General features: G+C 50.4%; 20 protein-coding genes and 2 pseudogenes. 14 read left to right on the top strand and 8 right to left on the bottom strand.

The window, feature by feature from the left end; translation table 11 throughout:
* Positions 1 to 52 precede the first annotated feature (52 nt).
* The 10 genes and pseudogenes from N5098_RS16800 (at position 53) to N5098_RS16765 (ending at position 7,895) form a co-directional block, all read left to right on the top strand.
* Positions 53 to 1,462, top strand: a complete 1,410-nt coding sequence (locus N5098_RS16800; protein ID WP_267638995.1) for a DEAD/DEAH box helicase family protein — start codon at positions 53 to 55, stop codon at positions 1,460 to 1,462.
* Positions 1,449 to 2,801 carry a DUF790 family protein gene (locus N5098_RS16795; protein ID WP_267638994.1) on the top strand — a complete coding sequence of 451 codons (1,353 nt, stop codon included), beginning with the start codon at positions 1,449 to 1,451 and terminating at the stop codon, positions 2,799 to 2,801. Before N5098_RS16800 ends, N5098_RS16795 begins: the two co-directional genes overlap by 14 nt.
* A 127-nt stretch (positions 2,802 to 2,928) precedes the next feature.
* Positions 2,929 to 3,078 (top strand): DUF7837 family putative zinc-binding protein, encoded by a 150-nt coding sequence (locus tag N5098_RS17745; RefSeq protein WP_438267335.1) that lies wholly within the window; start codon positions 2,929 to 2,931, stop codon positions 3,076 to 3,078.
* Positions 3,079 to 3,241: 163 nt separating this feature from the next.
* Positions 3,242 to 3,484, top strand: a pseudogene (locus tag N5098_RS17820) (hypothetical protein); the annotation flags it as partial.
* Complete coding sequence (locus N5098_RS16790; protein WP_267638993.1) at positions 3,376 to 3,687, top strand: hypothetical protein; 312 nt, start codon at positions 3,376 to 3,378, stop codon at positions 3,685 to 3,687. The pseudogene N5098_RS17820 and the gene N5098_RS16790, both read left to right, overlap by 109 nt.
* Before the next feature lie 189 nt (positions 3,688 to 3,876).
* Positions 3,877 to 4,986 (top strand): PDDEXK family nuclease, encoded by a 1,110-nt coding sequence (locus N5098_RS16785; protein WP_267638992.1) that lies wholly within the window; start codon positions 3,877 to 3,879, stop codon positions 4,984 to 4,986.
* Between the two features lie 154 nt (positions 4,987 to 5,140).
* On the top strand, positions 5,141 to 6,484 hold the full coding sequence (locus N5098_RS16780) for a PD-(D/E)XK nuclease family protein (RefSeq protein ID WP_267638991.1): 1,344 nt from the start codon (positions 5,141 to 5,143) through the stop codon (positions 6,482 to 6,484).
* Between the two features lie 184 nt (positions 6,485 to 6,668).
* Positions 6,669 to 7,028 carry a DUF7964 domain-containing protein gene (locus N5098_RS16775; RefSeq protein ID WP_267638990.1) on the top strand — a complete coding sequence of 120 codons (360 nt, stop codon included), beginning with the start codon at positions 6,669 to 6,671 and terminating at the stop codon, positions 7,026 to 7,028.
* 2 nt (positions 7,029 to 7,030) lie between these two features.
* Complete coding sequence (locus N5098_RS16770) at positions 7,031 to 7,375, top strand: DUF7964 domain-containing protein (protein WP_267638989.1); 345 nt, start codon at positions 7,031 to 7,033, stop codon at positions 7,373 to 7,375.
* Positions 7,376 to 7,406: 31 nt separating this feature from the next.
* Positions 7,407 to 7,895, top strand: a complete 489-nt coding sequence (locus N5098_RS16765; protein WP_267638988.1) for a DUF8045 domain-containing protein — start codon at positions 7,407 to 7,409, stop codon at positions 7,893 to 7,895.
* An 11-nt stretch (positions 7,896 to 7,906) separates the two neighbouring features.
* On the opposite strand, the gene N5098_RS16760 is transcribed toward N5098_RS16765, so the two are convergent.
* The 4 genes from N5098_RS16760 to N5098_RS16745 all read right to left on the bottom strand — a co-directional run bounded on the left by N5098_RS16760 (position 7,907) and on the right by N5098_RS16745 (position 14,825).
* The gene (locus tag N5098_RS16760; RefSeq protein ID WP_267638987.1) at positions 7,907 to 8,161 is read right to left on the bottom strand and encodes a hypothetical protein; all 255 of its coding nucleotides are present in this window, start codon (positions 8,159 to 8,161) and stop codon (positions 7,907 to 7,909) included.
* A 216-nt stretch (positions 8,162 to 8,377) separates the two neighbouring features.
* Entirely contained in the window at positions 8,378 to 11,791 is a 3,414-nt protein-coding gene (locus tag N5098_RS16755; protein ID WP_267638986.1) for a HEAT repeat domain-containing protein, read from the bottom strand.
* 63 nt (positions 11,792 to 11,854) lie between these two features.
* Positions 11,855 to 13,459 carry an AAA family ATPase gene (locus tag N5098_RS16750; protein ID WP_267638985.1) on the bottom strand — a complete coding sequence of 535 codons (1,605 nt, stop codon included), beginning with the start codon at positions 13,457 to 13,459 and terminating at the stop codon, positions 11,855 to 11,857.
* A gap of 766 nt (positions 13,460 to 14,225) precedes the next feature.
* A complete protein-coding gene (locus N5098_RS16745; RefSeq protein WP_267638984.1) occupies positions 14,226 to 14,825 on the bottom strand; it encodes a hypothetical protein in 600 nt (199 codons plus the stop codon).
* 81 nt (positions 14,826 to 14,906) lie between these two features.
* Here N5098_RS16745 and ybiA point away from each other — a divergent pair, with 81 nt between their 5' ends.
* Positions 14,907 to 15,905, top strand: a complete 999-nt coding sequence (gene ybiA / locus N5098_RS16740; protein ID WP_267638983.1) for a riboflavin biosynthesis intermediates N-glycosidase — start codon at positions 14,907 to 14,909, stop codon at positions 15,903 to 15,905.
* A gap of 215 nt (positions 15,906 to 16,120) precedes the next feature.
* Here the strand turns inward: ybiA and N5098_RS16735 are convergent, their stop codons facing one another.
* A complete protein-coding gene (locus tag N5098_RS16735; protein ID WP_267638982.1) occupies positions 16,121 to 16,867 on the bottom strand; it encodes an HFX_2341 family transcriptional regulator domain-containing protein in 747 nt (248 codons plus the stop codon).
* A gap of 100 nt (positions 16,868 to 16,967) precedes the next feature.
* Here N5098_RS16735 and N5098_RS16730 point away from each other — a divergent pair, with 100 nt between their 5' ends.
* Positions 16,968 to 17,210: a hypothetical protein gene (locus N5098_RS16730; RefSeq protein WP_267638981.1), complete on the top strand. Its 243-nt coding sequence runs from the start codon at positions 16,968 to 16,970 to the stop codon at positions 17,208 to 17,210.
* Positions 17,211 to 18,136: 926 nt separating this feature from the next.
* On the opposite strand, the gene N5098_RS16725 is transcribed toward N5098_RS16730, so the two are convergent.
* Positions 18,137 to 18,757: a hypothetical protein gene (locus N5098_RS16725; RefSeq protein WP_267638980.1), complete on the bottom strand. Its 621-nt coding sequence runs from the start codon at positions 18,755 to 18,757 to the stop codon at positions 18,137 to 18,139.
* A 375-nt stretch (positions 18,758 to 19,132) separates the two neighbouring features.
* Between N5098_RS16725 and N5098_RS16720 the strand changes: the two genes are divergently transcribed.
* Entirely contained in the window at positions 19,133 to 19,363 is a 231-nt protein-coding gene (locus N5098_RS16720; RefSeq protein WP_267638979.1) for a hypothetical protein, read from the top strand.
* A 467-nt stretch (positions 19,364 to 19,830) separates the two neighbouring features.
* Positions 19,831 to 21,729, top strand: coding sequence for a DUF7978 family protein (locus tag N5098_RS16715; protein ID WP_267638978.1), 1,899 nt, complete (start codon positions 19,831 to 19,833; stop codon positions 21,727 to 21,729).
* A 37-nt stretch (positions 21,730 to 21,766) separates the two neighbouring features.
* Here the strand turns inward: N5098_RS16715 and N5098_RS16710 are convergent.
* Positions 21,767 to 22,112 (bottom strand): annotated as a pseudogene (locus N5098_RS16710) (IS4 family transposase); the annotation flags it as partial.
* A gap of 260 nt (positions 22,113 to 22,372) precedes the next feature.
* Complete coding sequence (locus tag N5098_RS16705) at positions 22,373 to 23,023, bottom strand: recombinase family protein (protein WP_267638977.1); 651 nt, start codon at positions 23,021 to 23,023, stop codon at positions 22,373 to 22,375.
* Positions 23,024 to 23,901: the final 878 nt, after the last annotated feature.

Raw genomic sequence — 23,901 nt, 5'->3', positions numbered from 1 at the left:
TCTGTCCAGCCCCAGCAAGAACAAGTATCCCGCCAGCCATAGAGTAGGATAGATGCGTCTCTCGTTTGACGATGGTACGCTTCTCCTCGAAGACGCTCCCGAGGATGTCCCCTATGCCCAGTACGACGACCGTGTCGACGAGTTCAGAGCACAGGCACAGCATTACAGTGATATTCGAGAGTGGGCAACTGAATCTGACGGACAGGCAACCCTCGAAGAATCCACAGCGACTGTGGCTGAGTTTGAGGACGACGCCCGTGCCTACTCCGAGTTCTATTTCACGCCGTCCGTTGCCATCGAACCTCGTGACTATCAGCAAGAGGCTCTCTCAGCGTGGCGTGATAACAACCGTTGTGGGAGCGTCATTCTCCCAACGGGAAGTGGAAAGACGTTCCTCGCCGTCCAAGCTATTGCTGATGCGGGTGTGAGTACGCTCGTTGTCGTGCCAACTATCGATCTGATGAACCAATGGCACGCGACGCTTACCAACGCTTTCGGTGACCAGCTTCCAGATGGGGTCGGTGTCCTCGGTGGCGGAAGCCACAACGTGACGGATATCACGGTGACAACCTACGATAGTGCGTACCGCTACATCAACGAGTACGGTGATCAGTTCGGACTTCTCGTCGTGGACGAGGTACACCACCTTCCAGCTCCGACTTACCAACAAATTCCCGAGATGACGATTGCTCCCTATCGGTTAGGACTCACAGCTACGTACGAGCGTGCTGATGGAGCACACGAAGAACTTGAGGACTTGCTTGGGACAGTTGTCTATCGAGAGGAAGTCGATGAACTTGCTGGCGACTATCTCAGTGAGTACGAGACAATCCATCTCCAGGTCGATCTCACAGTTGATGAGGGGGAGGAGTACAACGAGGAATACCAGATTTACCGTGACTACGTGGACAGCCACGAGTTCGACCTCTGGAAAGAACGCGGATATCAGGAATTTCTCAAACGAACCTCGTACGACCCACAGGGACGGCGTGCCCTCATCGCTAAGCAACGAGCCGAGAAGATCGCCCGTACTGCCACGAAAAAACTGGACACACTCGATAATCTCCTAAAACGACACCACGACGACCGTACCATCATCTTCACCGCCAACAACGAGTTCGCCTACGAGATCTCTCAAGAGTTCGTCGTCCCCTGTATCACCCACCAGACGGAAACGGAGGAACGAACAGAGATTCTGGAGCGGTTTCGAATGGGAGAGTACTCGATGCTTGCCACCTCACAAGTGCTGGACGAGGGGATCGACGTGCCAGCGGCGAACGTGGGTATTATCCTCTCGGGAAGTGCGTCAAAACGACAGTACGCACAGCGATTGGGTCGGATTCTTCGCCCGACAGATGACCGTCAACCCGCCCGCCTTTACGAGATTATCGCCGAGGACACGATGGAGACCTACGTCTCCGAACAGCGTCGGCAGGGGGTGAGTGCGAGTGCTGACAGCTGACCTTGCACGCTCACGCACGTACGAGGGTACCATCACACCGTTGTTCATCGACGCTGACGAGCAACAGTATCGAGACACAGCCGAGAAACTCATTCGGATTTTCGAGGAGCATCTTGGCGAGCCAAAGGGCGAACTGGAGGACACGATTGACCAGCTCACCATCGCAGATACGGACTACAAAATCGTACAGGGATTGGCGAAGTTGCTGAAAGACGAGTGCGAGTTCGAGACCGTGGCTCCAGTCGAGCCACAAGAGATTCGACAGGCGCTCTTCGAGAAGGCAAATGGATCGTACCCGATTGTCCGACAGCCAACGCTCGGCGAGGACACACAGAAACTGGAAGTCTACAGCTCCGTCGCTGACCAACTGGGCATCACGCTCGAAGAATGCTATCGGGGGATGTACGCCGACTTGGAGGAGAACAAGCGACTGGTTCGATTTGGACACCGTGTTTCCGATGAATACGAGAACGCGGATGACTCAACCACCACGACACGGCTCACGGGTGATAGTGAAGAGTCCTACGCCGAGGATACGATCACGGTTGATTGGCTTCTCACACGCTACAATCTTGCTCTGGCTCAGGCTGTCTTGTACGATGCCACAGAGATGCGAGTGCGAGTCTGGGATTCGTTTGCCACAGTCTTCAGCTACGTCAAACTGTTCGGACTGATGCACCGTATCTATCCAGTCGACAGCAACGGGAATCGGGTAGCGAGTACTGATGTCGCAGACGGCTACGAAGCAATCTTGGACGGGGCGGCGTCTCTGTTCTCGAAATCACGAAAGTACGGGATACGGATGGCAAATTTCCTCCCTGCTCTCCCGTTGTGTGACCGATGGGAAATGGAAGCCGATATTCTCGACGGAGAGGGTGGTTCCACAGGCGGGACACTCTCGTTCGAGCTTGACTATACTGATGACTTGTCCTCGCATTACTCGGCACAGAGCGATTTTGATTCTGATGTGGAACGGACACTCGCTCAGAAGTGGGAACGGGCGAATACTGACTGGGAATTGATTCGAGAAGATGACGTGCTGGATTTGGGTGCGGAGGTGATGCTTCCTGATTTCGCCCTAGAACATCCAGACGGACGGCGGGTTATATTCGAGATCGTTGGGTTCTGGACGCCAGAGTACCTCGATGAGAAACTGTCGAAGATACGTGAGGCTGACCGAGATAACCTCATCGTCGCTGTGTCTGAGCGGTTGGATTGCTCGTCGGAGGATTTTGAGGGGATGGATGACCGTGTGCTATGGTTCAAATCAGGCATTCACGTCTATGATGTCGTGGAATTAGCTGCGGAGTACGCTGTCGAGGTCTCACCACCTCAGTGACTTCGATTCCGTCTATTACTTTCACTACACTCACCTGAGAGATTTACGTACGGAATGATAATCCTCAGATGGAGCTTGGAACTTTGTCACACGCTCCAAGTTCCCCTTTTGAAAGCACAAACCCCCTATGTCAAACTCAGCGTCGGAACTTGGCACGTGTCCGTTCTGCGGGTCGGCTATCCAAACAGGAGCTATCCTTGTCGAGTACGAAGCTGAGGGGGAGACACGGGTGTTTGCTGAGTGCTTTGAGTGCGAAGAGCCTGTCCAACCACAGTAGCTGGAGATTTTAGAGTAGGCTGGTCGTATCACCACTGAGAGTCTCCCTGAACGATTTGTACTCAGCGGTCGCAAGATGAGAGAAGGCCAATCTCGACACGCCAGTCTCCTCACTTCCATCCCGACCGCTTGAGAGAGAACAAGAACTCGCCCAGCTCGAAGAGAGTGGGCGGTCTGAGGCGATTATCCACGCTGAAGACACGATGGAACTTGACGAACCGTTCCTGTATGTGTACGATCTCATTTTCATCACCGAGGAGAGCGTCTCTGCGGTCGTCTATATTGAGGACGGCGAAACGTGGTATACGATGTATTCGTCGGCAAAACAGGTGATGCGGGCCAGACAACTGTCAGATTACAAACACAGGGCTCAGATGAGCTTACCGAGGAAGAACGGGAATTACTGAAATCGAGAGCTTCACAGCATACTGAGACACTTCCCGATTACACCTGGCGCTTTCATCGAAAGGTGAATGTCGGCTTCAAACAGGTTGGACACGAAGCTGTGATCCAAGACGATTCATACGAGACCTATGTCGACGCAATCGTTGACGAGCTACTCACCCTTACAGAGACGTTTCATCCAATCTTCGTTGAGGAGAGTGGCTGACGGGTTCTGAGCCTACCTGTTCGGTTTATTTGCTCAGGGGTGGACCAAGGAGTTGGCTTCGGACGACAACGGCGCGATGCCGTCAGAACCGATCTCTATGGGGCAACAAACCCGAGACGCTCCTCACTATCAATCGTGTGTCAGCAATCGAGGGCTAAATCTAACACTCCGGCCCGAGATGCCGATTCTATGCGACTCTATGATTTCGGCCAGAGTGCCAATCTGAACCAAGCCGAGGAGTACGAACGAGAGCGGTTTGATACTGAGCAGGAACTCGAATCGGTACTCAATCAGAACCCGAACGTACTTCTTGGCGAGCAAATATTCATTTTCAGTCGTCAGCCGAGTCTCGACCCTGGACTTCCAGACCTTTTGGGACTTGATCAGTACGGGAACGTCGTCGTGTTTGAACTCAAGAAGGGTCTGAGCGGGACCGGTAGCGCCAGTGAGGAAACGATCCTGAGCCAGCCCCAAAACTACGCCCGCGCTTTGGGACCGTTCGGTTATGACGACCTGAACGACCTCTATCAGGCGTACCAACAGCAGATCCGTAGCGGCGAATGGGACGTAGACGAGTCTTTGATCCCTGCTGAGTCGTTGGATGATGCGTTTGAGACGGTCTTCGGCCAGGTGCTCAAACCAGAAGACTACAACCAGTATCAGCGAATGGTTATCGTCGCCGAGACCATCACCGGTCAGACCGCTGAGAACGCACGCTATCTTCAGGACCAAGGCCTGTACCTCCAGGCACAGGAGGTCCAGCTGTTCGAGTCTCCGAACGGATCTGGCGAGACCCTGACAACGACAGTCGTGGTGGATTACGATGACCGACGAGTGCGACCGAGCAGAGTCGGCAATCCGACCTACGACGAGGTAAATCAAGAGATCTTCGAGCGAGCCTATCCGCAGATTCAATCGCTGGTCGGCGGTTCGACAGTCGGTCAGTTAGTCAATTCATTCGACAACCGGGAGCCACGGCTCCGGTCGGAGCATCCCGACCACCCCGAGACTGTAGAGTTTAGTCTCCGGGTAAAACCACGAACGGGTGGGCTTGTCCGTGTCACGCTTGATGTTGACAACGACAAGGAAGCGGTCGAGGCGATCCGAGAGCACGCCAAACCATTCGAAGATAGCGGCTTTGAGGTCAGTCACACTCGTTCGCGTCACAGGGTCGTGATGTATACGTGGGAGATGGACAATTTTGAACCACTGAACCAAGACGAAATGCTTGACGAGATCGCTGAGACGTTTGCTCGCCTGGTTGAACTTAGCCATGAAGTATTCACAACCACTGAATAATGTGAGCACTCTCCCAACCGTCGTTGGTGCACATTTGCGAAGCTACCGGGTGTCGTTTCTGTGCGAATCGTCAAGTATCATCAGTGCTGGTTTGTCCGCGATCCGATAATGGCTCGTGGAAAAGCTAATTTAGCCCTCCTGAGAAATTAGGCGCGTGACAGAGAGTCTTAGACGCAACCTTGTCCAGTTAAAAAACGAACTGGATCACTTTCCAGATGCCAAAGAGCCGCCAGAAACGGCGCTTCAAATCATCCGTAACAATCAGCAGGAGCAGGACTGGCAACGGTTACTGTTTCACTACCTGTCCCCGGACGAGGCTCACGGACTGGACCACGCACTGCTTGAACACATCTTGTCAGCACTTGCCGACCGTAGGGATCTGGAGTTCAGCTTCTCACGTTTCGACCTCATGGAGGTCAACATCGAACAGGAAGTGACCATCCCAAGCGGTCGGCGGCCAGACGCAGTGATTTGGACATCGAATGACTGGTTTATCTGCTGGGAGCTAAAAGTCGGCGCATCTGAAGGAAAAGACCAGACACGGGACTACGTCGATGCCGATGGCTTCCAGAGCATCGAATTGTCGAAGGAAGATGTCCCGAAAGACGGCCACCACTACATCTACCTCGCTCCTGATGGATCTATCCCGGATGCGAAGGAGTTTATCCCGGTTTCGTGGACGTGGATTGCGGACCAGATGCAGTCATTCCTTGTGGAGAGTCACGGTGAGTATCCAGCCCGAACAACCACTCAGCTTGAAATATTCATTGGGACGATTCAGAGTGAGCTAACGATGACAGAGTACCAAGAAAACCAGCAGGAGAAAGTAGAACTGTATCTCGACTACTACAACGAAATTTCGGACGTACAGCAGGCGTTCGAAGAACAATGGGATACATTTACACGAACGTGGGGGGCGCGACTTGTAGACGCTCTTGATGCCGCCGCCGCTGTTGAAGATCCAGATGTCCCAGATCAAAACGTATCCGCTCAGATCACTATGGATAACGGTGAGGAAAAGCAGTGGATCTTTTCGCAAGATCATAATTGGGCCTCAATCTACCCGAAAAGTTGGTGGACTAAATTGGATGACAGAGAGCCAACATACGATAGATCTAAACCGAATGCTCGGCTCAGCTATATCCATCGGCTTGGTGATCGGTACAAACCGACTGCTATCGGGGAACGTAAACTGAAGTTTTGGTTGAGAAGTGCACGAGCCAGCCATGATGATTTTCACGAGAACTTTGCTTCGAGATTCCATGCCGAAGACGAAATTCTCGAACTGATACCGTCTCGAACGACCAGAACGGGAAATAAGTCGAATGTGCTCGAAGCAACATACGACATCAATGTTGATGCCCACGAGGACTTTTTCGAAGCCTATACTGCCGCCTTGGCCCGTGCGATGGACGAGCATATTGTTTCGAATCCCGAACTGATAAAAAAGACCGACCAGATCTATCAACAGACTATCGAAGAGGATACAGAGTTCTGAACCACAGAGTGAACCAGAGTTGCCTCGTGGGCAAGAGAATCGGGTGCCTGAGTATTGTCCGGACGAGAGCGGCGCAGTGCTGTCTGGTAGTTTTGTGCGCCCTCAGTTCGCGAAGAGTGCCGAAGCAAGGTATGGCTGTCTTGGGAGATGGGGATTCAAGACATGCCACCGTGAATAATCTCGCATGGCCGAAAATTCTGATTCCGACACGACTCCGTCCTTTCTCTCATCGTTACCGGACCAGCCGATCACAGATGATATCGTGAAGCAGATCGGCGAAAGCGATCACCCGAAAATTCACGGCGCGATGGGGTTTCCTGGCTCGACACCGGGCACCATCGAAGCGTTCCTACTGAACATGGAGGAGAAGACACATGTGCTCGTGTTTGATCCGAGCGAAGAACGATGGTGTGTCTACGAATCGTTCGACAACACCAAAATGGATCACCAGGAGATGATCGACCACGCCAACGAAATCGCCAACGAGTGGTTTGCTGAGAGCCTGTCGGATCGTATTACCGCCGCTGAAGAGACAGAGGACTGACCATGGTCGAGTCTCTACCAGATCGTCCGCTCACACCTTCTGAGGCTGTGAGTACGTCACGGAGCAGAGATGAGTTCCTGTTGCTCCCGGCAACACCGGATAGTATGTTTGATGGCGATGAAGTCTCGGACGTGCGAGATTTGCTGATTGTGACGGATAGCGTAATGACTGTTCTTGCTTACGAGGAAGCTGAAGGCTGGAGTACCGTCGTACGATTCGAGAACACAACAAAATTCAACGAGGCTGTGACGGCGATTGTCGAGCACCGGGAATACGATTTGTCCGAAGAGGATATCGAGACTATTGTTGCGGACTACCACGATCTGTACGAGGCAGGATTCGAGTGAACGGCGAAAAAGTTCGTGCGTGGATACCTGTATGAAAATACGCTACTACGCTGATGCGGACATTCAGGAGTGGCATGACCATACGCTCCGACTGCTGAGAACGGTACATAACAACCACGACATTCTGGTTGAGATCGTTCAGATCGACGAACAATATGGACCGATCACTAATTTCCCTGGTGAGGTGCGGTCTTCGACTCCCGAGGATGTGTACGAGAGAGATTTTAAACAGAATCGTGACTTAGCGGCGAACATTAGCCGCCCTCCATCGAAGGTATACAAGTTTGAGGGCGATATTGATATTGCTGGCCATGTGGCGGTCGTAACCGACGATGTCCAGTGGGCATCAACCCTACAGGGGGATGCCTACGGTCATGGTACTGGAGCAAAAGACAAAACGCCAATTGACTTTCTGGCAGATGTATCTGAATCGCCCAGCAATCGCATCTGTATCGAGTGTGCCCATCTGCTGGATGGAGACGAAACATTTTGTCCGGCCTGTGGATTTGAACCTCAGTAAGGGTGGGTCAGTCAAATGTCTTCCAACCTGTCAACATATCGCTCGCGGTCGAACGGTTCCGTCTCGGTCATCATCTCGTGCATCTCTTCAAGCAGGATCGCACCGACCGTATCGATTGCCTTCTCTCTGCTGTGGCCTTGGTCGATCAAGCGATCCACCGCGTTGTTGACCTCCTGTAAGTCTGCTTGCTGGAGTTGCCGTTCGACGACGATCCGGATTTCCTCACCGAGTTGTGGATGTTGGTCGGTTGGTGTTGAGTCGTCCATTAGCTTGGCCTCCCATGTATTTGAACGCAATAGATCCATGTCAACATACGGGTTGGTTGATCAGGATGCGTGATTTCGGCCTATGACTTACGCTGACAATTCAACAAACCGGTATTCGAGTCGAAGCAACAAACGGCGGGGAAACCAAGGTCTTGCTCACCGACGGTGTGATTGAAGATTCCCTTCCTGCCACAGCCAATCTTCGTGGCGACCTCATCAGCCAGCAATCGAGGTCGTTGTTTTTTCGCTGCAGTGTGGACAAGTCCATTCAACGTATTCTGGAAACACCACACGAAGTGACACTGTATGTGGCTCCTGCTGTTCGTCACAATGTGGGCACGTCGAGAGTGACAGAAGAGTGAGCGCTGCAATCGCACCTGCCTGGACTGAGTTATCGGGGTCCGTCTGCTGGAGGTACTCTAGTCGCGGTTCTGCGACATCGAATCCAAGTCGACCCACTGCCCAACATGCATTTGCTCTGGTTGGAGGATACTCTGCCTGCAAACACTCGACCAATTCTTGTTCTGAATCAACGAACGAGTCTGGATGTGTTGTTGCGAGCCGTGCAATTATCGAAACGGCATTATATCTAACTCGCCGGTCATCGCTTTCGAGAAGAGCAATATAACTCTCAGATGCAGCAATGAGCTCGTCTGGATATTCGTTTGCAAGTTCAGACAGTACTGCAAGCGCATTATTTTGTAGCCGCGTGTCTTCAGCCGATATCTTTTCGAGACACGTCTCGATTGCCGACTCGACAGCAGTTGGGTACTCGTCTGCGACCATTCCAAGGATTACCAGTGCTTCGACAGGGCAGTCATCGCTCTCGACCAATTCAATCAGTGCTGGGACCACCGGACGTATTTCGTCGGGATACGGCTCACTTATCAACCGTAGCACGGTCAGGGCAGCACGCCGGACATCATCGAACTGATCATCCAGCAGTGGGGCAAGCGAAGGCACGGCATCGAGAATAGGCGCGACATCTTCTTTGCCGACTGCAGCCAGCGCGTTGCAGGCCGCCAATCGAGTGAATCGTCCACGGGCACCAAGCGCTGTCGTCAGTGCGGGAACCACCGGGAGTACACGTTCGGGCATCGTGTCAGCAACGTGTTCGACCAGCTCTGCAGCTCGGCGCTCTATTTGCGAGACCTCCTCCCCCGTGATTGAATCCAATTGCTGTTCAACGAGTGGAAGGACGTCATGAACCCGGTCCGGATTCTCCCGCGCGATGCGTTCGAGAGCCCACCATGCCGTGTGTTGTTCGTGTTCGCTCCCTTCACGAACAATCGCCTTTAGTCGGCGCATAGAACAGAGTTCTGCTCCACAGCGTGCCGCTGCGTCACGACAATCGTATTCTTCGTCTTCGAAGGCTGCAACAATTTTGTCTGTAGATTCCGACAAGGTGGATGGGTCGTGTTCAGCTACTGCAGCAAGACACTCGAGCACGTGTCTGCGTGTTTCCGTCTCTGTCCCCTCAAGTAAATCAACGAGGCGCTGAGAATAAGGGATGATTGCTTGCGGGTGCTCGTCGGCGACTTTTGCAAGGATCTGAGCGAGGGCGTGCCTCGTTTCAGGCTGCCCCGATTCCAGCCTCTCGGTGAGCAGGGACACGTCATCGGTAGTCGTCTCACTCCACATTACGAGGGTATCTACGAGCGAAACGAGTGAAGATCGAACAGCGTCATCGTCGAGAGTTTCCAGTAACGTCTGGAGGTGCTCGTAGAATCGATCGGGCTGTTCTGTTCCTGCCGATTCTAGGACTGTGGCGGCACTTGACCGAACCGATGATTGCTCGTGCTGGAGGGCATCAAGGACGAGCGAGTCGTGACCAGCGATGACCGCTGTGGTGAACGCATGTTCTCGAACAGTTCTAGAACTGTCTTCGAATCCGGTCTCGACAGCTGACCGAACGAAGGAAAACATCTCGGGTTCGTCACGAACCATTGCTTCGACGATTTGAAATCCGCTTTCACGGATTCCATCGGTTGTATCAACTGTGAGTGACGAGACACGGGGGAGAAACAGAAACATCCGGTCCGGATAGGCTGTTGCTACCGTCGCAAGAAGGTGTGCCGCTCGCTTCCGGCCTGCAGGAGGTCCGTCATCAAGGATATCATCAAAAACAGTGAGTGCATCAAGGACGGTTTCTGGCTCCTCTGCTGCAATTTTTTCAAGCCCAGCCAGCGTACTAGTCTGCTTCTCCGGTTCAGCGGTTTCGAGATGCGTAATCAGTGCATCGGTCGCACCCAAACGTGCGAGTGACTCGCCACATTTAATTCGAACACTCTTGTTTGAGTCGTCAAGGCCTGCAACGAGCGCACTTCGTACCGCTTTGTCGACTGAATTTTTCCCATCAATGAGTTCAGCAAACGCCTGTGATGCAGCTTTTCTGATAGTCTCATTGTCAGATTGCAATTCGTCCGCAAGGAGAGTCGTACTTTCGTCCAGTCCGACTGAGAAATCCTCGGCGAATCGCTGGAGTTGTTCGATCACTCCTTCGCGGAGGGATTGATTCTCTCGCTGCAGAATGTCTGCCAGTCGGTCTGAGTCAGACAGTATACCGCGTGTTCTGAGTGCATCTCCTGCATGAGTGCGCACCATGTCGTCATCGTCCTGCAACAGTGGCACAACGAGATCGATGACGTCTCTTGGAGAGAGTGACGCCGCCAGGATTGTCTTCGCAACGATTGCAGCGGCGTGCCGTCGTGTTACGGGCGATGAAATTGAGAGATACGGTCTGACAGCATCAATGCACCGATCTGGGTCAACGTCGGTTTCGATGTTTTCGTCGAATGCTGCGTGAAGAACAGCGAGTGCGATACTCGCGCGCTGATCGTCTGATTCTACGAGAGTGACCAGTTTCTCGGGAGAAGGCTCCAGCCAGAGATCGGTTCCACAGGCAGTTCTCAACTCGTCTTCGATGTCTTCGACCGCTTCGGGGGGCGAGCGCGTATAATTGTAAATCCATTTTTCGGTCTCACCGATTCGAATGCCTGTTGCAATGGAGGGTCGCGGTTCTGGCTCGTCCTCTCTGATGTGAGTATGAGCAAGGGAAAAGATATCTGCCGTATAGCACATATCGAGGAGGTATTGGCGCGTTGTCTCCGGAACAGTAAACGCATAGATATCTTGCAGTGGTGTCTGTCCGTTCATTTCCTGAAAGAATCCCGTTCTATCGCGTGTGATGCAACAAAAAACTGCGGGCTTGTCTTCATCATATGGATCATGGTAGTGCCTGAACTCAACGGCTGTCAGCGAAACGGGCCTGTAAGGCGGGGCAACCGTCTCAGCAGCGTCCATTTTCTGGAGCAGCTCACTGTCACTATCTGGCGAGAGAATCGAGGCATAGACACCGTACGGTGGTTTAAACCGTCTAGTAAGAGAGAGTTCATCTTTCAGCGTGACTGGTGGACGACCGAACACTCGCTCCTTTCGTCGTTCGATCGACCGGTATGACCGATCTGTCGCTGGACTGTATGTTCGTTCTCTTTCAGTCACTTCTCGCATCCCTGCAACGTTCTCGTCGAAATCCTCAACATGTGTGACGAGAATCTCTCCGTTGTGAAGACGGCCAAGTTGTTTGACCTCATCATCCTCCCTATCGAACTCCTGAATTAGAACAACCATGCTACCCTCCTGTGAAAGAGCGACCTTGGTGGCTTGTTCGGTAGTAGTACTTGTCGGTTCATATTAATTTGTGACAACTCTTTGTCTTGGTGATTGTATCGTTTGCGGCGATTCAAGCCGACGAATTGCTGCTTCGATATCCTGTTGTGTGACTTTTGCGGACGTGTCATTCTCTCGGGATCGGCGAAGGGCGTGACGGGCCGATTCGGTCGCCAGTTGTTCCATATCACTGGCCACGAATCCCTGGGTTCTGGTTATAATCTGTTCGAGATTGAGTGCTCCCGTAGGTGCTTCAAGATGTGATTGCAGAATCTGTACCCGTGTCTTTCCATCTGGCGGAGGTACCTCTATTTTTTCGTTAAATCTCCCCGTCCGAAGAATCGCGGTATCGATGTCGCCGGGGCGGTTCGTCGCTCCGATCACGATTACAGTCTCGTCGGCTGCATGGAGTTCTGACAGTTCCTGCAGAAACTGGTTGACCATCTGACGCTGGCTTTGAGTCTGCTGGGTTTGCGTTCGATCAGTTGCCAGTGCATCCAGTTCGTCGAGAAAGACCAGACAGGGGCTGTGTTGTGTCGCTTCCTGAAAGAGTTGATCAACGTTTTTCGCTCCTTGACCGACGAATTTACTGACGAGTTCGCTTGTTCGACACTCAACGTAGTTGATACCAAGTTCGCCAGCTAAACAGTGGGTTATGTGTGTCTTGCCCGTCCCAGGTGGACCATAGAGAAGAATACCTGTTTCAACGGAGATCCCGAACCGCTCGTACTCTTGAGGGCGTTCGAGTGGGTCGATAACAATCTCCTGGAGTCTTGTTTTCAGGCCGTTCATGCCAGCGACAGCTTCGAATCCTGTGGCTGGTGGCTGAGAGACGTACTCACCAAGTTGTCGGTGATTCGAACGAACATCGTCAATCGCATCGAAGATCTCTTCCTCGGTTATGGTAACTGATGATGAGTTAGTATGTAGGAAGCGCCGGGCAGCACGCCGCGATGCGCCGTTTGCTGCTTGCACCAAGTCACTCGCACTGAAGTTTTGGGTCGCGTGCTTGAAGCGGTCCGGATCGATCTCTTCGCACTGTGCCGGGAGATGATACGTGAAAATTGCCCCGCGTGTCTCGAAACCTGGTTTTGGAATCCTGATTTTCGAATCAAAGCGGCCTGAGCGGATAATTGCATCGTCGATTGCGTCAGGATCATTTGTTCCGCCAATAATGACTATCTCTTCGTTATCGAGAGCCGAAAGTTCTTGCAACAGCTGAGAAACCATTTGTTTGCGGTCATGATGTTGTGACCGACTTGATCGGTCGGTCGCGATTGCGTCCAATTCGTCGAAGAAGATGAGTGCTGGCTGATTTTGACGCGCTTCCTCGAATAGTGTACGTATAAGCTGCACCCCAATCCCCAGAGACGGTCCTGCAACATCGCCTGTCGTAACTGGCGCAAAATTCACACCGAGTTCACCGGCGAGACATCGTGCGATATGCGTCTTTCCAGTTCCAGGAGGACCATACAGCAAGATGCCGTTTTCAACGCCAACCCCGAATTGAGCGTAGACCTGTTTTCCATCCAACGGTTCGATAATTTTCTCTTGGAGGTCGGCTTTGAGATCGTCCATCCCTGCGATATTCTCGAAGTCCTTTGCAGGTGGTGACTCAAAGAAATGCAATGTCTCTCCCGAACTCGGATGTACTGAGTTCGTTGTCCGTCGAGAACTCCGTGACGTGCGTGATGATGTTTCCGTCGAAGAGCGTACTTCTAAATTGACATCACCGGTGTTAGACTCCTGCTGGTTGCTCTCTGATGTGGATTCGTGATCCTCTTTTTCCCGGGAATCTTCATCTGATGCCTCGTCAGTGCTTCTCTCATTTTCCGTTTTGAGCGGATAGTGTTGAGCGGGGTTTGGATATCGCAGAAGAGTATATAATATAACATATAGTCCAGATGTGATGGCTGAAAATAGCAAAATAGTCAGGATCGATCTCGTTGTGGTATCCTCTAATTCACGTGATAGTGCTTCCATATCCATGTATATCGTGTATGACCCGCAAAAGACACAAATGGTTTGTACCGATTGAACAGTCTCCCCAACCCTGATTTCCGATATATTGATACTATCAAAGAATATCAGTATCAAAATAGTCGCAACTGTGTAGACTGCAATAAGAACCGTTCGTTTCCAATGTCGGGAGTTAACCGCGTCAACATACGGTTCTTCATCACCAATCTCAGACTCATCAACCACTAATCGCCTGGTAACAGCCTTTGCAAGACTGTGTACTAGGAGCCAAGTGACTAAGACTACAATCAATCCGGTAACGAAAATTGGGGTTAATACTGGTAGTGTCATAGCTATTCATACAACCTCCAGTTCTAAAATACTTTTGACTATAACATAGTATCATTAGTATATGTAGATGAACAACATAAGATCATTACTCTCGCAGCCTGAGGACTGCAGGATCATCCCGATCAACGGGCGGATATGACTCCGGACAATTAGACTCAGTCAGCGGGACATCAGACACCGAAACAGGACGTTGGACATCAACAGGCGCTGTCCCTGATTCAATGGCATCAACAAATGTCCACGGGAATTTATGCTCATACCCACCGAGTCCCGAGAGATCGACATCATCAACCACGATAAAATCAGGCTGATTCTTCGGGTTCGGGTTGAGTTCTTCGTAGATTGCTCTCACGAGTGCGAGCCCTTCTTTTCTGCCGAGTCTTGCACTCTGTGGCGGGACATATTCACGAAACCGTTCTACGGAATCGGGGAGCATCAACTCCTGCCAACTTGTAATCGCTTCATTTATTCCTGGAATGGCGGCCTCTTTTCTGAGATATTGGTTTCCAGTCGCCCAGACATGAATCTCTCGTCGTTCGTGTGCAAGGTGTTTCACCCACGAGAGTGGGACTGCCTCGTGATTTGGATGTGGATTCACACTCACGGTATAGTCTCGATCAAAACAGACGACAGTATCTGGATACCTGATCTGCTCTCCGAAGTCAGTGGTTTGTTCTTCTCCCATGTATCCAATCATGAACTCTCTCTCCAAATTACTTACGACAATTCGTTACTTTCTATAGTATCGAGTACAAAGCCAGGTTGTATGTCTGACTACAACCGCACACAATGGCCAACAGAAGATGTAATTGGACCGTTCGAAAACGACAACGAGTTCTTGTCGAACTTCTACGAAGTCAGCGTTGTCTACGACGGGACAGAATTCCCGACGTCGGAGCACGCTTACCAGGCGATGAAAGCTCGTGATGAGGAAGAGTTGTATGATGAAATCGCCTCTGCCGAGAGCCCGAATAAAGCGAAAAAGCTGGGCAAAAAGCCGTCTCCCCCGAAAAACTGGGAAGAGCGCAAAAAGTACATTATGCTCGAAATCGTCACGGCAAAGTTCGCTCAGAATCCAGAACTTCGGGAGCGACTGCTCAAAACCGGTGACGAGTTGTTGGTTGAGTTGAACTGGTGGGACGACACCTACTGGGGTGCTGACTCTGATACCGGGGAGGGGAAGAACATGCTCGGTCGGATTCTCATGGAAGTCCGGTCATCGCTCCAGTCACTGGATATGGGATTGAACCGTGAACTGATTATTGCTAAAGCAGACGAATATATGGAAATTGCAACAGAGGAGCGTTACCAGAAAGAGGAACCACGACAACTTGAACGGCTACCAGTAGCGTTTGAGGATGGGACGTGGACATGGGACGACTTGGAGTGGATTGTACGTTGGAAAACCCATCGATCAATCGGTTACTTCAGGCGCAATGATCAAGATCGGGTGAAGGGAGCCATTGAAGAAGTAGTTAACACATCGTCTACCCGCCGGAAAGTGGATTTACTCATCGATTTGAGTGGAATTCAGGTTAAGATGGCCTCGGCATTTTTGTTGTTCATGAACCCAGATGAATACACTGTCATTGATTCGCGGGCTGGTAGTGTTTTATCAAGAGAGGGTTATCTGGAAACACCAGTGTCGGACAGTCCATCGATAGACGAATATATCAATTACCTTCAGGTGTGCAGAGAAATTGCTAACCAGTTTGAGATTGATCTACGGACACTTGATCGTGCGTTATGGGTACTCGGTGGCTGACCACAGCCGACAGTAAATCTGTTTCTCGGAGTCTGATACTTCCCGTCGAAGCTCCCCGAGTTGAACGCCGTCGAAGGCTGTTGGGACCAGCTCCAAGAATGGTTCAAGCATCAACTCGTTCCTGATCTCTCGACGCTGGAACAGTACCTTCTACGAGGGCTGAACACAATCAGCGAACCAGATATTTGGCCTCATCTCACCAGCAAAGATTCGTTCTAGTCACTATACGGAGCGATATCGAGAAGATCTTGTCCCCTATCCGTCACGACGACGTGCTTCTCTCGACCACTTTTTGTAATATCGACGTATCCATCTTCCTCTAGGGGATCAATAATATGCGTTTCCAGCAGTCGATACTTCCCCTCATCGGTCTTCGCCTCAGTTTCGGCAATAAACGGCAATGATTGGTCTTCTGCATAGCGAATCAGTTCTTTTTTTGTGACGTGATCACGGTCAGCAACGTACGCGAGTATCTGTTGTTGCTCTTCGCTAGGGAGGTCAAGATTGAACCTCGGAATTTCTTGGATATTGCCGACTGACTCCACCAACGGTTCTGTCGGTGGTTCCAGATGTCCCTCAGCACCGCGGAACTCAGATCCCACATAAAACGGTGTTGCTCCAGTTGCTTGGCAGGCATACATCCCCGCTATTGCTGTGAGTTTACTTCCTGTTGCGAGGTTAACGTACACTTCATCATCATCTCCGCAGTCACTAATCGCTTTTTTGATTGCTCTCAGTGAATCCTCAAGAGAAAAGATATCACACCGTCGTTGTTCAACTTTGATCCGGTCGTTGGCTTCGAGTTCTTCCACGACATCAGCCTGAAATGGTGCCTCGTGATCGGTTCCTTCATATTGACGAAGGAGTATCACTTGATCTGCTTTGAGACGATTGATCGGCTCTATAACTCGGGCACGTTCATACCCGAAAGGGATGATCTGGACACGATCTGGGATTTCCATCGACACAGTGTGTCTATATTAACGTCAATATTATATAACGGTTAACATTGGGGGTGAGCACTGTCGGGTTCTGAGTATTTAAAACCAGCCGGAGCCGGTAGTGACGGCCTGCGACGTCTGCAAGTTCCAACAAGCAGAGAGGCTGTCAGCAGGACAAACGGATGCCAGTATCATCAGCGTTGACGAACTTGTTGCCGATGAGGTATACTCGCTGCGGCATGGCGCGTGCAATCCAGCGAGTTCGGACCTTCTGGAACGAGACCCTGAATTCGTTCGGTTGATTGGGCTCCATTTGCCGGTGACAGCCTTCGCCCACCAGCGACGGCTGTCGCCTGACCAGTGATTTTCACCCTCTATGACTCCGAGACACTGATTCTCTCAACCCCACCACGTGGTTCGATGACGACTGTTCAGGGCTGGTCGCTCCCAACTGTCCCGTCTCAACACTTCTCCAAGAAACCTCATCATTCGTCTTTAGTTAAGATCTGAACCGCAATACGGCGACGGGATTAGACAGCAGAAATGAGCCTTCTATTCACCAACCACAACGGTGATACTAATCCTCTCAGCCCGTGATATCCAATAACGCTCTAAGAAGTCCGTGCACTCGGTGCACGGACTTCTCTACGAGTTAGATCGTTTTCTGTTGCGGATAACCAGCTCTCGCGTCTTTTTAATTCTCTCTTCATCACTTTGCAAATATGCTGTGATGATTGCTTCAACGATCTCGGAGCGGCTGGCTCCGAGATCTGCGCACTCCTCAACGAGGAGATCGAGCTCATCAACGAGTTCAGTCCGGACGGAGACGCCATTTTTGTTCGAGTCATGTTCTAAGACAATCTTAGAAATGCGTGCACCGGGTGCACAGTAATCTTAACGCTTTATTTTAACAATAGTTAATTCATTGTCAATTCTTATCTCCTGCTCTACTTACATAATGACTAAATCGTACCGCTGTCTTGCGATCTCTTAACTAAAGACGAATGGAAACCTCATATTCTCCGGGGCTTTATCAACCCAGAACGCGACAGGCTTGCTGTGAATTTTTCGCCAAAAAAAGACCATCTTGAAACGGACGTAACATCTATCACGCCAAACGTGGTTTGTTCAGGTAGCGGGATTCTCAGCGATGCCATAGAACGGTTGTTATGGGTGACATAAGAGAGCGTTTGTTTAGTTGAGCTCGAAAAATAGCGTCGGAAATGGAGCTACCATTGATATAGATCGCTATACGGCGGGTATGTAAACTGTTCTATGATACCCTCACGGTTAATGTAAGGAAGATCCATCTGAGTATTCACCACCAAGGTACCAGATGGCCCTGTCAGTGTCACGAAGACTGAGTTTCGTATCTTCAACAATCGAATGACACTGTTCGAGATACTGTGGATACTCAGAGATAGTCGCCCTGCTGTCCCCCGTCCAGAGTCCGGCAAATTCCAGCGTTGATATCGCCCTTACATCCATTACCGTGTAGATATCGGGGCGCCAAAACGTCAACAATACTGTTCCTGTAGCCGCTGAAACTCCCGTCAGTTCGTCATCGAGATGCTCAAGCTGGTTGCGAACATCTTCTGGTTTTGGTCGCTCGTCCCCGGCTGTCATCTGAAAGGCTTCGCTGGTTACAGTGCGAAGATGGTTTCGTGTGTTTTCATTGGCGTAATTCGCCCAGAGTCCTGGCCACTTCCATTTAGTTAGGCATTTTAGATGCTTTCGTTCCGGAATGCACCCCTCCTGTTGGAATATTTCTGTGAACTCTCTCAGCATTTTTTGCTCTTCCCCCCAGAATGTATCCACATCCAACGTGAGGGCATCACGATCCAACGTTTCAGATTTGTAGCCCTCTAACCCTCTCCGCAGTTCTTCCTCAGATAATGGATTCTGATGCATAATAAGAACATTTTTCCTAATTCTATTATATCTATTGGGCGGACAAAACCATTGGTATTCCCTCGGGCGAAGTTGGATAGCAGTTTTGATATCTGCCGGTAGAGATGCCTCTCACCGTGGTTCTAGCTCTCGACCGCCCAGCCCATATTCAGCACCCCTCCGCAATAGGAGATCAATTCTTCCTCTGGTGATTCAACAGAGCACAGGAGACAGGGCTGGAATGACTGACTGTGAGACTGGCCGACCCCTGGCCCGAACGAGCCGATTCCAACGTGGAAGGAGTACAACCAGCTGAAAGAGGCGATTCATGACTACCTCGACCACAAGCCCAACGATCCAAAATGGCAAGATATCTGGCAGGCACTCGCCGCAATCATGAGCGAGTACCAGCGTGATGCGTCCGTTCAGGCACACGATCTCGACCGCCCGGCAGAGACGGCTTGCATCGCCCGCCTCATCGACGGTCGCGACGAGTGTCCGCACGCCCCGGTTGGTGAGGATGACGATTCCACCGTACCGCCGCACAGTCTACCAGCCAGCGACCACACAGCGCTCTGGCTCGACGATGGTGAGCCAGAGCGCTGTATGGAATGCACGTCTTTCTAGCAATATCGAGCGACTCGAAGTCGCTGAACCGCCCTCCAATCAGTAATTCGACCTCTGCGAGTTCGCCAGCCAGTACGGCCTCGAGCTCTCAGTTCATCCTGGTACAATCTCGGCTCGACCGTTCATGTCGTTCTATACCCACCGGAACGATACCGAGAAGTCTGCTTGACCCGTGTACCCAGTGTGGGCGACGGCCGCCTGCTGCCGTCTTTCCGGTTGTCGACGGGTCAGAAAAGTCACGATCGATATATCTGGGATCTCAAGGCCTAAATCGGGCGATAATTTTCGAAGCGCTGGTGTTTGCGAGTGTGAGTAGTTGTACCAATAATTTTTTCTGAAGGCTACAGGTCTATTTTCCACAGAGAATTATTTGCAGATTATTTGGTGTCAAAATCGATGCTTTTTATTCACAGTGCTGTTGAAACTATTCTAGTACTTCACTTGACGGAAAAAGTCAAGAGGAAATCATGTCTCTCGATCCAAGCCCGAGCGACCAATCTGACCACTCTCAATCACTTACAGACAAACTTCCACTCAAACAGGGGGCCATCACTGGAGGAGTAGCGTTTGTTGCCGGATATCTGCTTACACTCTTTCTCATTATTGTCGCTGAGGATGACGAGTTTGTTAATAACCTTATATCAGAAGGAGGGTTACTATATTATAATTCCCAGTTTGCTGATTTAGAATTGATTGAAGATGAGTCTGGACAAGTAATCTCTGAACAGGGGTTCAATCCTCTTACTGATGATTCCGTTGAAGTACTGCTGTTGGGGAAATTCGAGTTAGAACTAGAGTCACAAGTCCCACTCTTTCTCTACCATCTCATTCCGATTATTGTATTGGTTGCTGGTGGATTCTATGTTGCAAAACAGGTCCGAGCCCGTGATCTATCGACCGCCTCGATAGCTGGGGCCACACTCACAGTCGGGACTATTGGTCCAGCAGTTCTTGGAGCGGTTGTTTTTTCACGTACTGAAGAAGGCACAACAATGACACCCATTGTCAGTGACAGTATCCTTTTTGTTGGCCTTCTCTTTCCCGCTGTTTTTGGAACTCTAGGCGGAATACTGTGGACACAACTCCATCCACAGACAGCCAATCTAAATTCACGTCCTATAATATCACCACGCTCAAAGGGTGCGTTTGTCCAGCGAGTGGAAGCATATATTGAGAGTAATGGATGGCAAGTGGCTGATCAGAAACAGGTGTCGGAATCAGTCACACTTCTTGATGCACGATTGCAAAGCGAATTAGGAGTTAGAGCACAGGCACTCGTGATGGTAGTAACAGGCTCTGAAAACGAGGTGGGAGACAAGCACCTTTCACACCTCTCGAAAGTTCGGAGGAAGGTTGGCTCTGACGGAGCGACTCTTGTTGCTGAAAGCGGATATAACAAAGAAATCAGTGAAGCTGCTGAAGTCCAAGATATCAGTTTGATTGCTCCAAACGAAATGCAGTCTGGACTTATTGAGATGTCAACCTCACGCCACAGGAATGTGAATATTTCACGACGGGCCGTTTTGTATGCCGGAGCAGGGGGGACTGCTATAGTAATAGGCACTCAGCTTGGTTTCCTACAGGACGGACTCAATTCTATCGTTGGAGGTGACGACTCGCTTGAAGTAAATATAATTACCAATCCAGAGCAACAAACATCCCAGTTAGCCATCGAAATAAATAATGAAACTAATGTAGATAAGGTTGAACTGCGTCAAGGGGATGAGGTTCTGAGAGAAAGCGGAGTTTCACCAACACAGACTTCAGTGTCATTTGATCTTGATTCTCGTTCATTTCGAGATACGGCCATATCGCCTGGAGCCTATGATGTGGTCGCTGTTGACGATGGAGAAGTAATCAGTACAGAACAGATTGACCTTACCATCGGTGATATTGAAATTACGAATGTGAGTCTTATTGATCCAAATGAGGGTGACGGAGTCGGAGCGCCATTGATTTCCTCGTTTGAGATCGAATTCAAAGTCTCTGGAGGAGATCTTCCAATAGAGGTTTTGAGTGCGACACCAGTTGATGGAGTACCGACCACAGGTACACCCCCTGAAAACGATGACTCCGTCATTGCACGTATTTATCCCGAAGACAAAGAAACAGTCAGCTTTTCACCAATAGGAGTTAACACACAGCCTGTCTATCCATTAGCTACCTCAATATACGGTGGGACAGCCCCTACGTGTAACGGCGAAACAAAAACTGCTGAAATTCTTTTCAAATTCACAGACCAAGGACCAGATGATAGGAGACTCTATGTCGACTACAAACTATCAGGAGAGGCAATAAGAGGAGGACGTAATAACAACTCACAAGGGTGTCCGGAAGGGGCGGCTATCGACTGGGAGTGGAGTTGAAATTTGAGTAAAAGTAAAAGAAGAGTCCCTCTATCTTCTAAGCTACCTCTGTGGTACGTGGCTGGGTGGCGAAAGCCAGTCGTTCTTGGAAAGTGAGACGCTGCTGATGGGTTTTTTCAGGCGTCTTCGATCAACCAATCCAACAGCGGTGGTAGTGAGTAGCCGAGAAACTGACGCAGACGGTCAAGGATGAGCTGGGTGTGCGACCGGGGTCGCCGCCCAGCGTTCTGGTGGAAACGCAGCATCGTCATCCGCGTGATCAATCACCAGCGAAAGCAACTCCCTACTCACGACCAGAGACAACAACGCAGCATAGACCAGAATTTCCACGATATGTGGCTCGTCGTGTCGAACTCGTCCAACTTGTACTCCGTCTTCAGCTTTGCACGCTAGCGTCAGAGAAATCTGTAATCGGCATCATTCGTCCTTGCTACCACCTACATCACGCTGCTACTTCAACGTGCAAAGCTGAGTTATGCAAGAGCCTCGTGGTTTTTCTGTCTCGACTAATCCCCACTATGTTCAATCGGACCAGTCCTTTGTGCAAGACTCGAGCGTTGGATCTTGCACGGTACATCCTGACAACTTTTTGTGAGGACTGCTTCGTTGTCTTCGGTAAGAGCTCGATATTTTTCGGACAGCTCTACGACAGGGAATATAATTCTGGCCGATCTAAAGCTCGATTGATTGTCCGACGAGAGCTATCAAGCTCACGAGCAGCTTTTCGCTTTGAGAGTTCCCCGTCCTCAACGAGTTCCAGAACAGATCGAACACGATCGAAATTTGCTGCTTCAATAAGATAGCCGTCATCCTTCTCGAAACCAAGCGGCGCTGGTCCATGGTGATAGTCCTCATTCTCCATTCTGGTTCGGATACCTTCCTTTACCCGCTGGCGCGTCATCTCGGCTTCAAGTTCCGCGAAGACACCGAGCAATTGGAGCATTGCTTTCTGGTATGGATCATCTTCGCCAGTCATCTGCAGGCCTTCTGAGATAATGTGGAGCTCAGTGTTTGAGTTGTCGACGATGTGTTCAACTGTTTCATCAAGATCTCGGATTGACCTAGAGATGCGTGAAATCGAATTAGCAATTACCGCGTCGTACTTCCCGTTCTCAACGTCATTCAACATCTGGTGGAAGTCCGATCGATCAGTATTTGTTCCAGTTGACTTGTCTCGATAAGTCTCAGTCGGTGGTGTGTCGAAGTGACGCTGCGAATACTCGTGAGTTTTCTTGAGTTGGCGCTCAAGCGATTGTTCTTCCATGCTGACTCGGACATATGTGGCGACTTCCATGCACAGGGGGTACAGTATAATAAAAGATAGTAGTTACGCACAGGCTGTGCGAGAAGACTAGTAAACGCACATTGTTTCGCCATTTAGTCTCATCACGAGGCGTTGTTTCAGTAGGATCGGCTGATCCATCTGTAACCGATACAGTATTGCCGCCTTGATTTAGTGGGCCTTCAGTCGTGATCTGCTAGATTTTTGCAATAGACAATCTATCGGCTATATCTAGCCGTTTAGTATTGAGAAGCGGCAGTAGTCGATAATCGTTTTCAACTCAACGGGGTCAATGAAAATAACCTGCAGGTTTTTTTAATTCTAAGTCACGAAGCTAAATCAAATATTCTGAATAGTGATAACTGACAACAACATAGCTGCAAGCATACCCCAACCGTGTGAAAAATGGATCTGCTTTTTCCCAAGCGGTATTTGATCGAGGGCCCACACACTCACACCGTGTGAAAAATGGATCGGGTTTTTGGAGTAGGGTTCTGTAGAGTTAGCGCAACCATTGAATCGCCGGGAGAGCGTTTGAGAGGGTTATTATCGTGGATATTGAGCCAATACCTCTTCTATAACATCTAGATAATTTTTATTACTACCACTAATTATTCATTTTTCGTTGACAGGTTTGCGGTTATAGTTTGATAGCATCCTTATTAATAGTTTCTCTTTATCAAAACCCTCCGTAATTTTCTCGTTAGAGTTCTTCTAATGCGTGAAATTTCGTGTTTAGCCCTGAAATTAGTCATCTCGGGGTTTGCAGGGGGGTGTCTCCAAACGGCCGTGTTTAATCACCTGAAGGGAGTGGAATCTCCTGTTCTGCGGCCTTCCTGATGTTGTATACTGCACACATCAGCGCAAGTTCACGGAATTCTCGATACCAG

Source organism: Halovenus rubra (assembly GCF_026586665.1).
In the GTDB taxonomy this organism is placed as follows: Archaea; Halobacteriota; Halobacteria; order Halobacteriales; family Haloarculaceae; genus Halovenus; species Halovenus rubra.
This window is presented reverse-complemented; position numbering and strand designations above follow the sequence as displayed.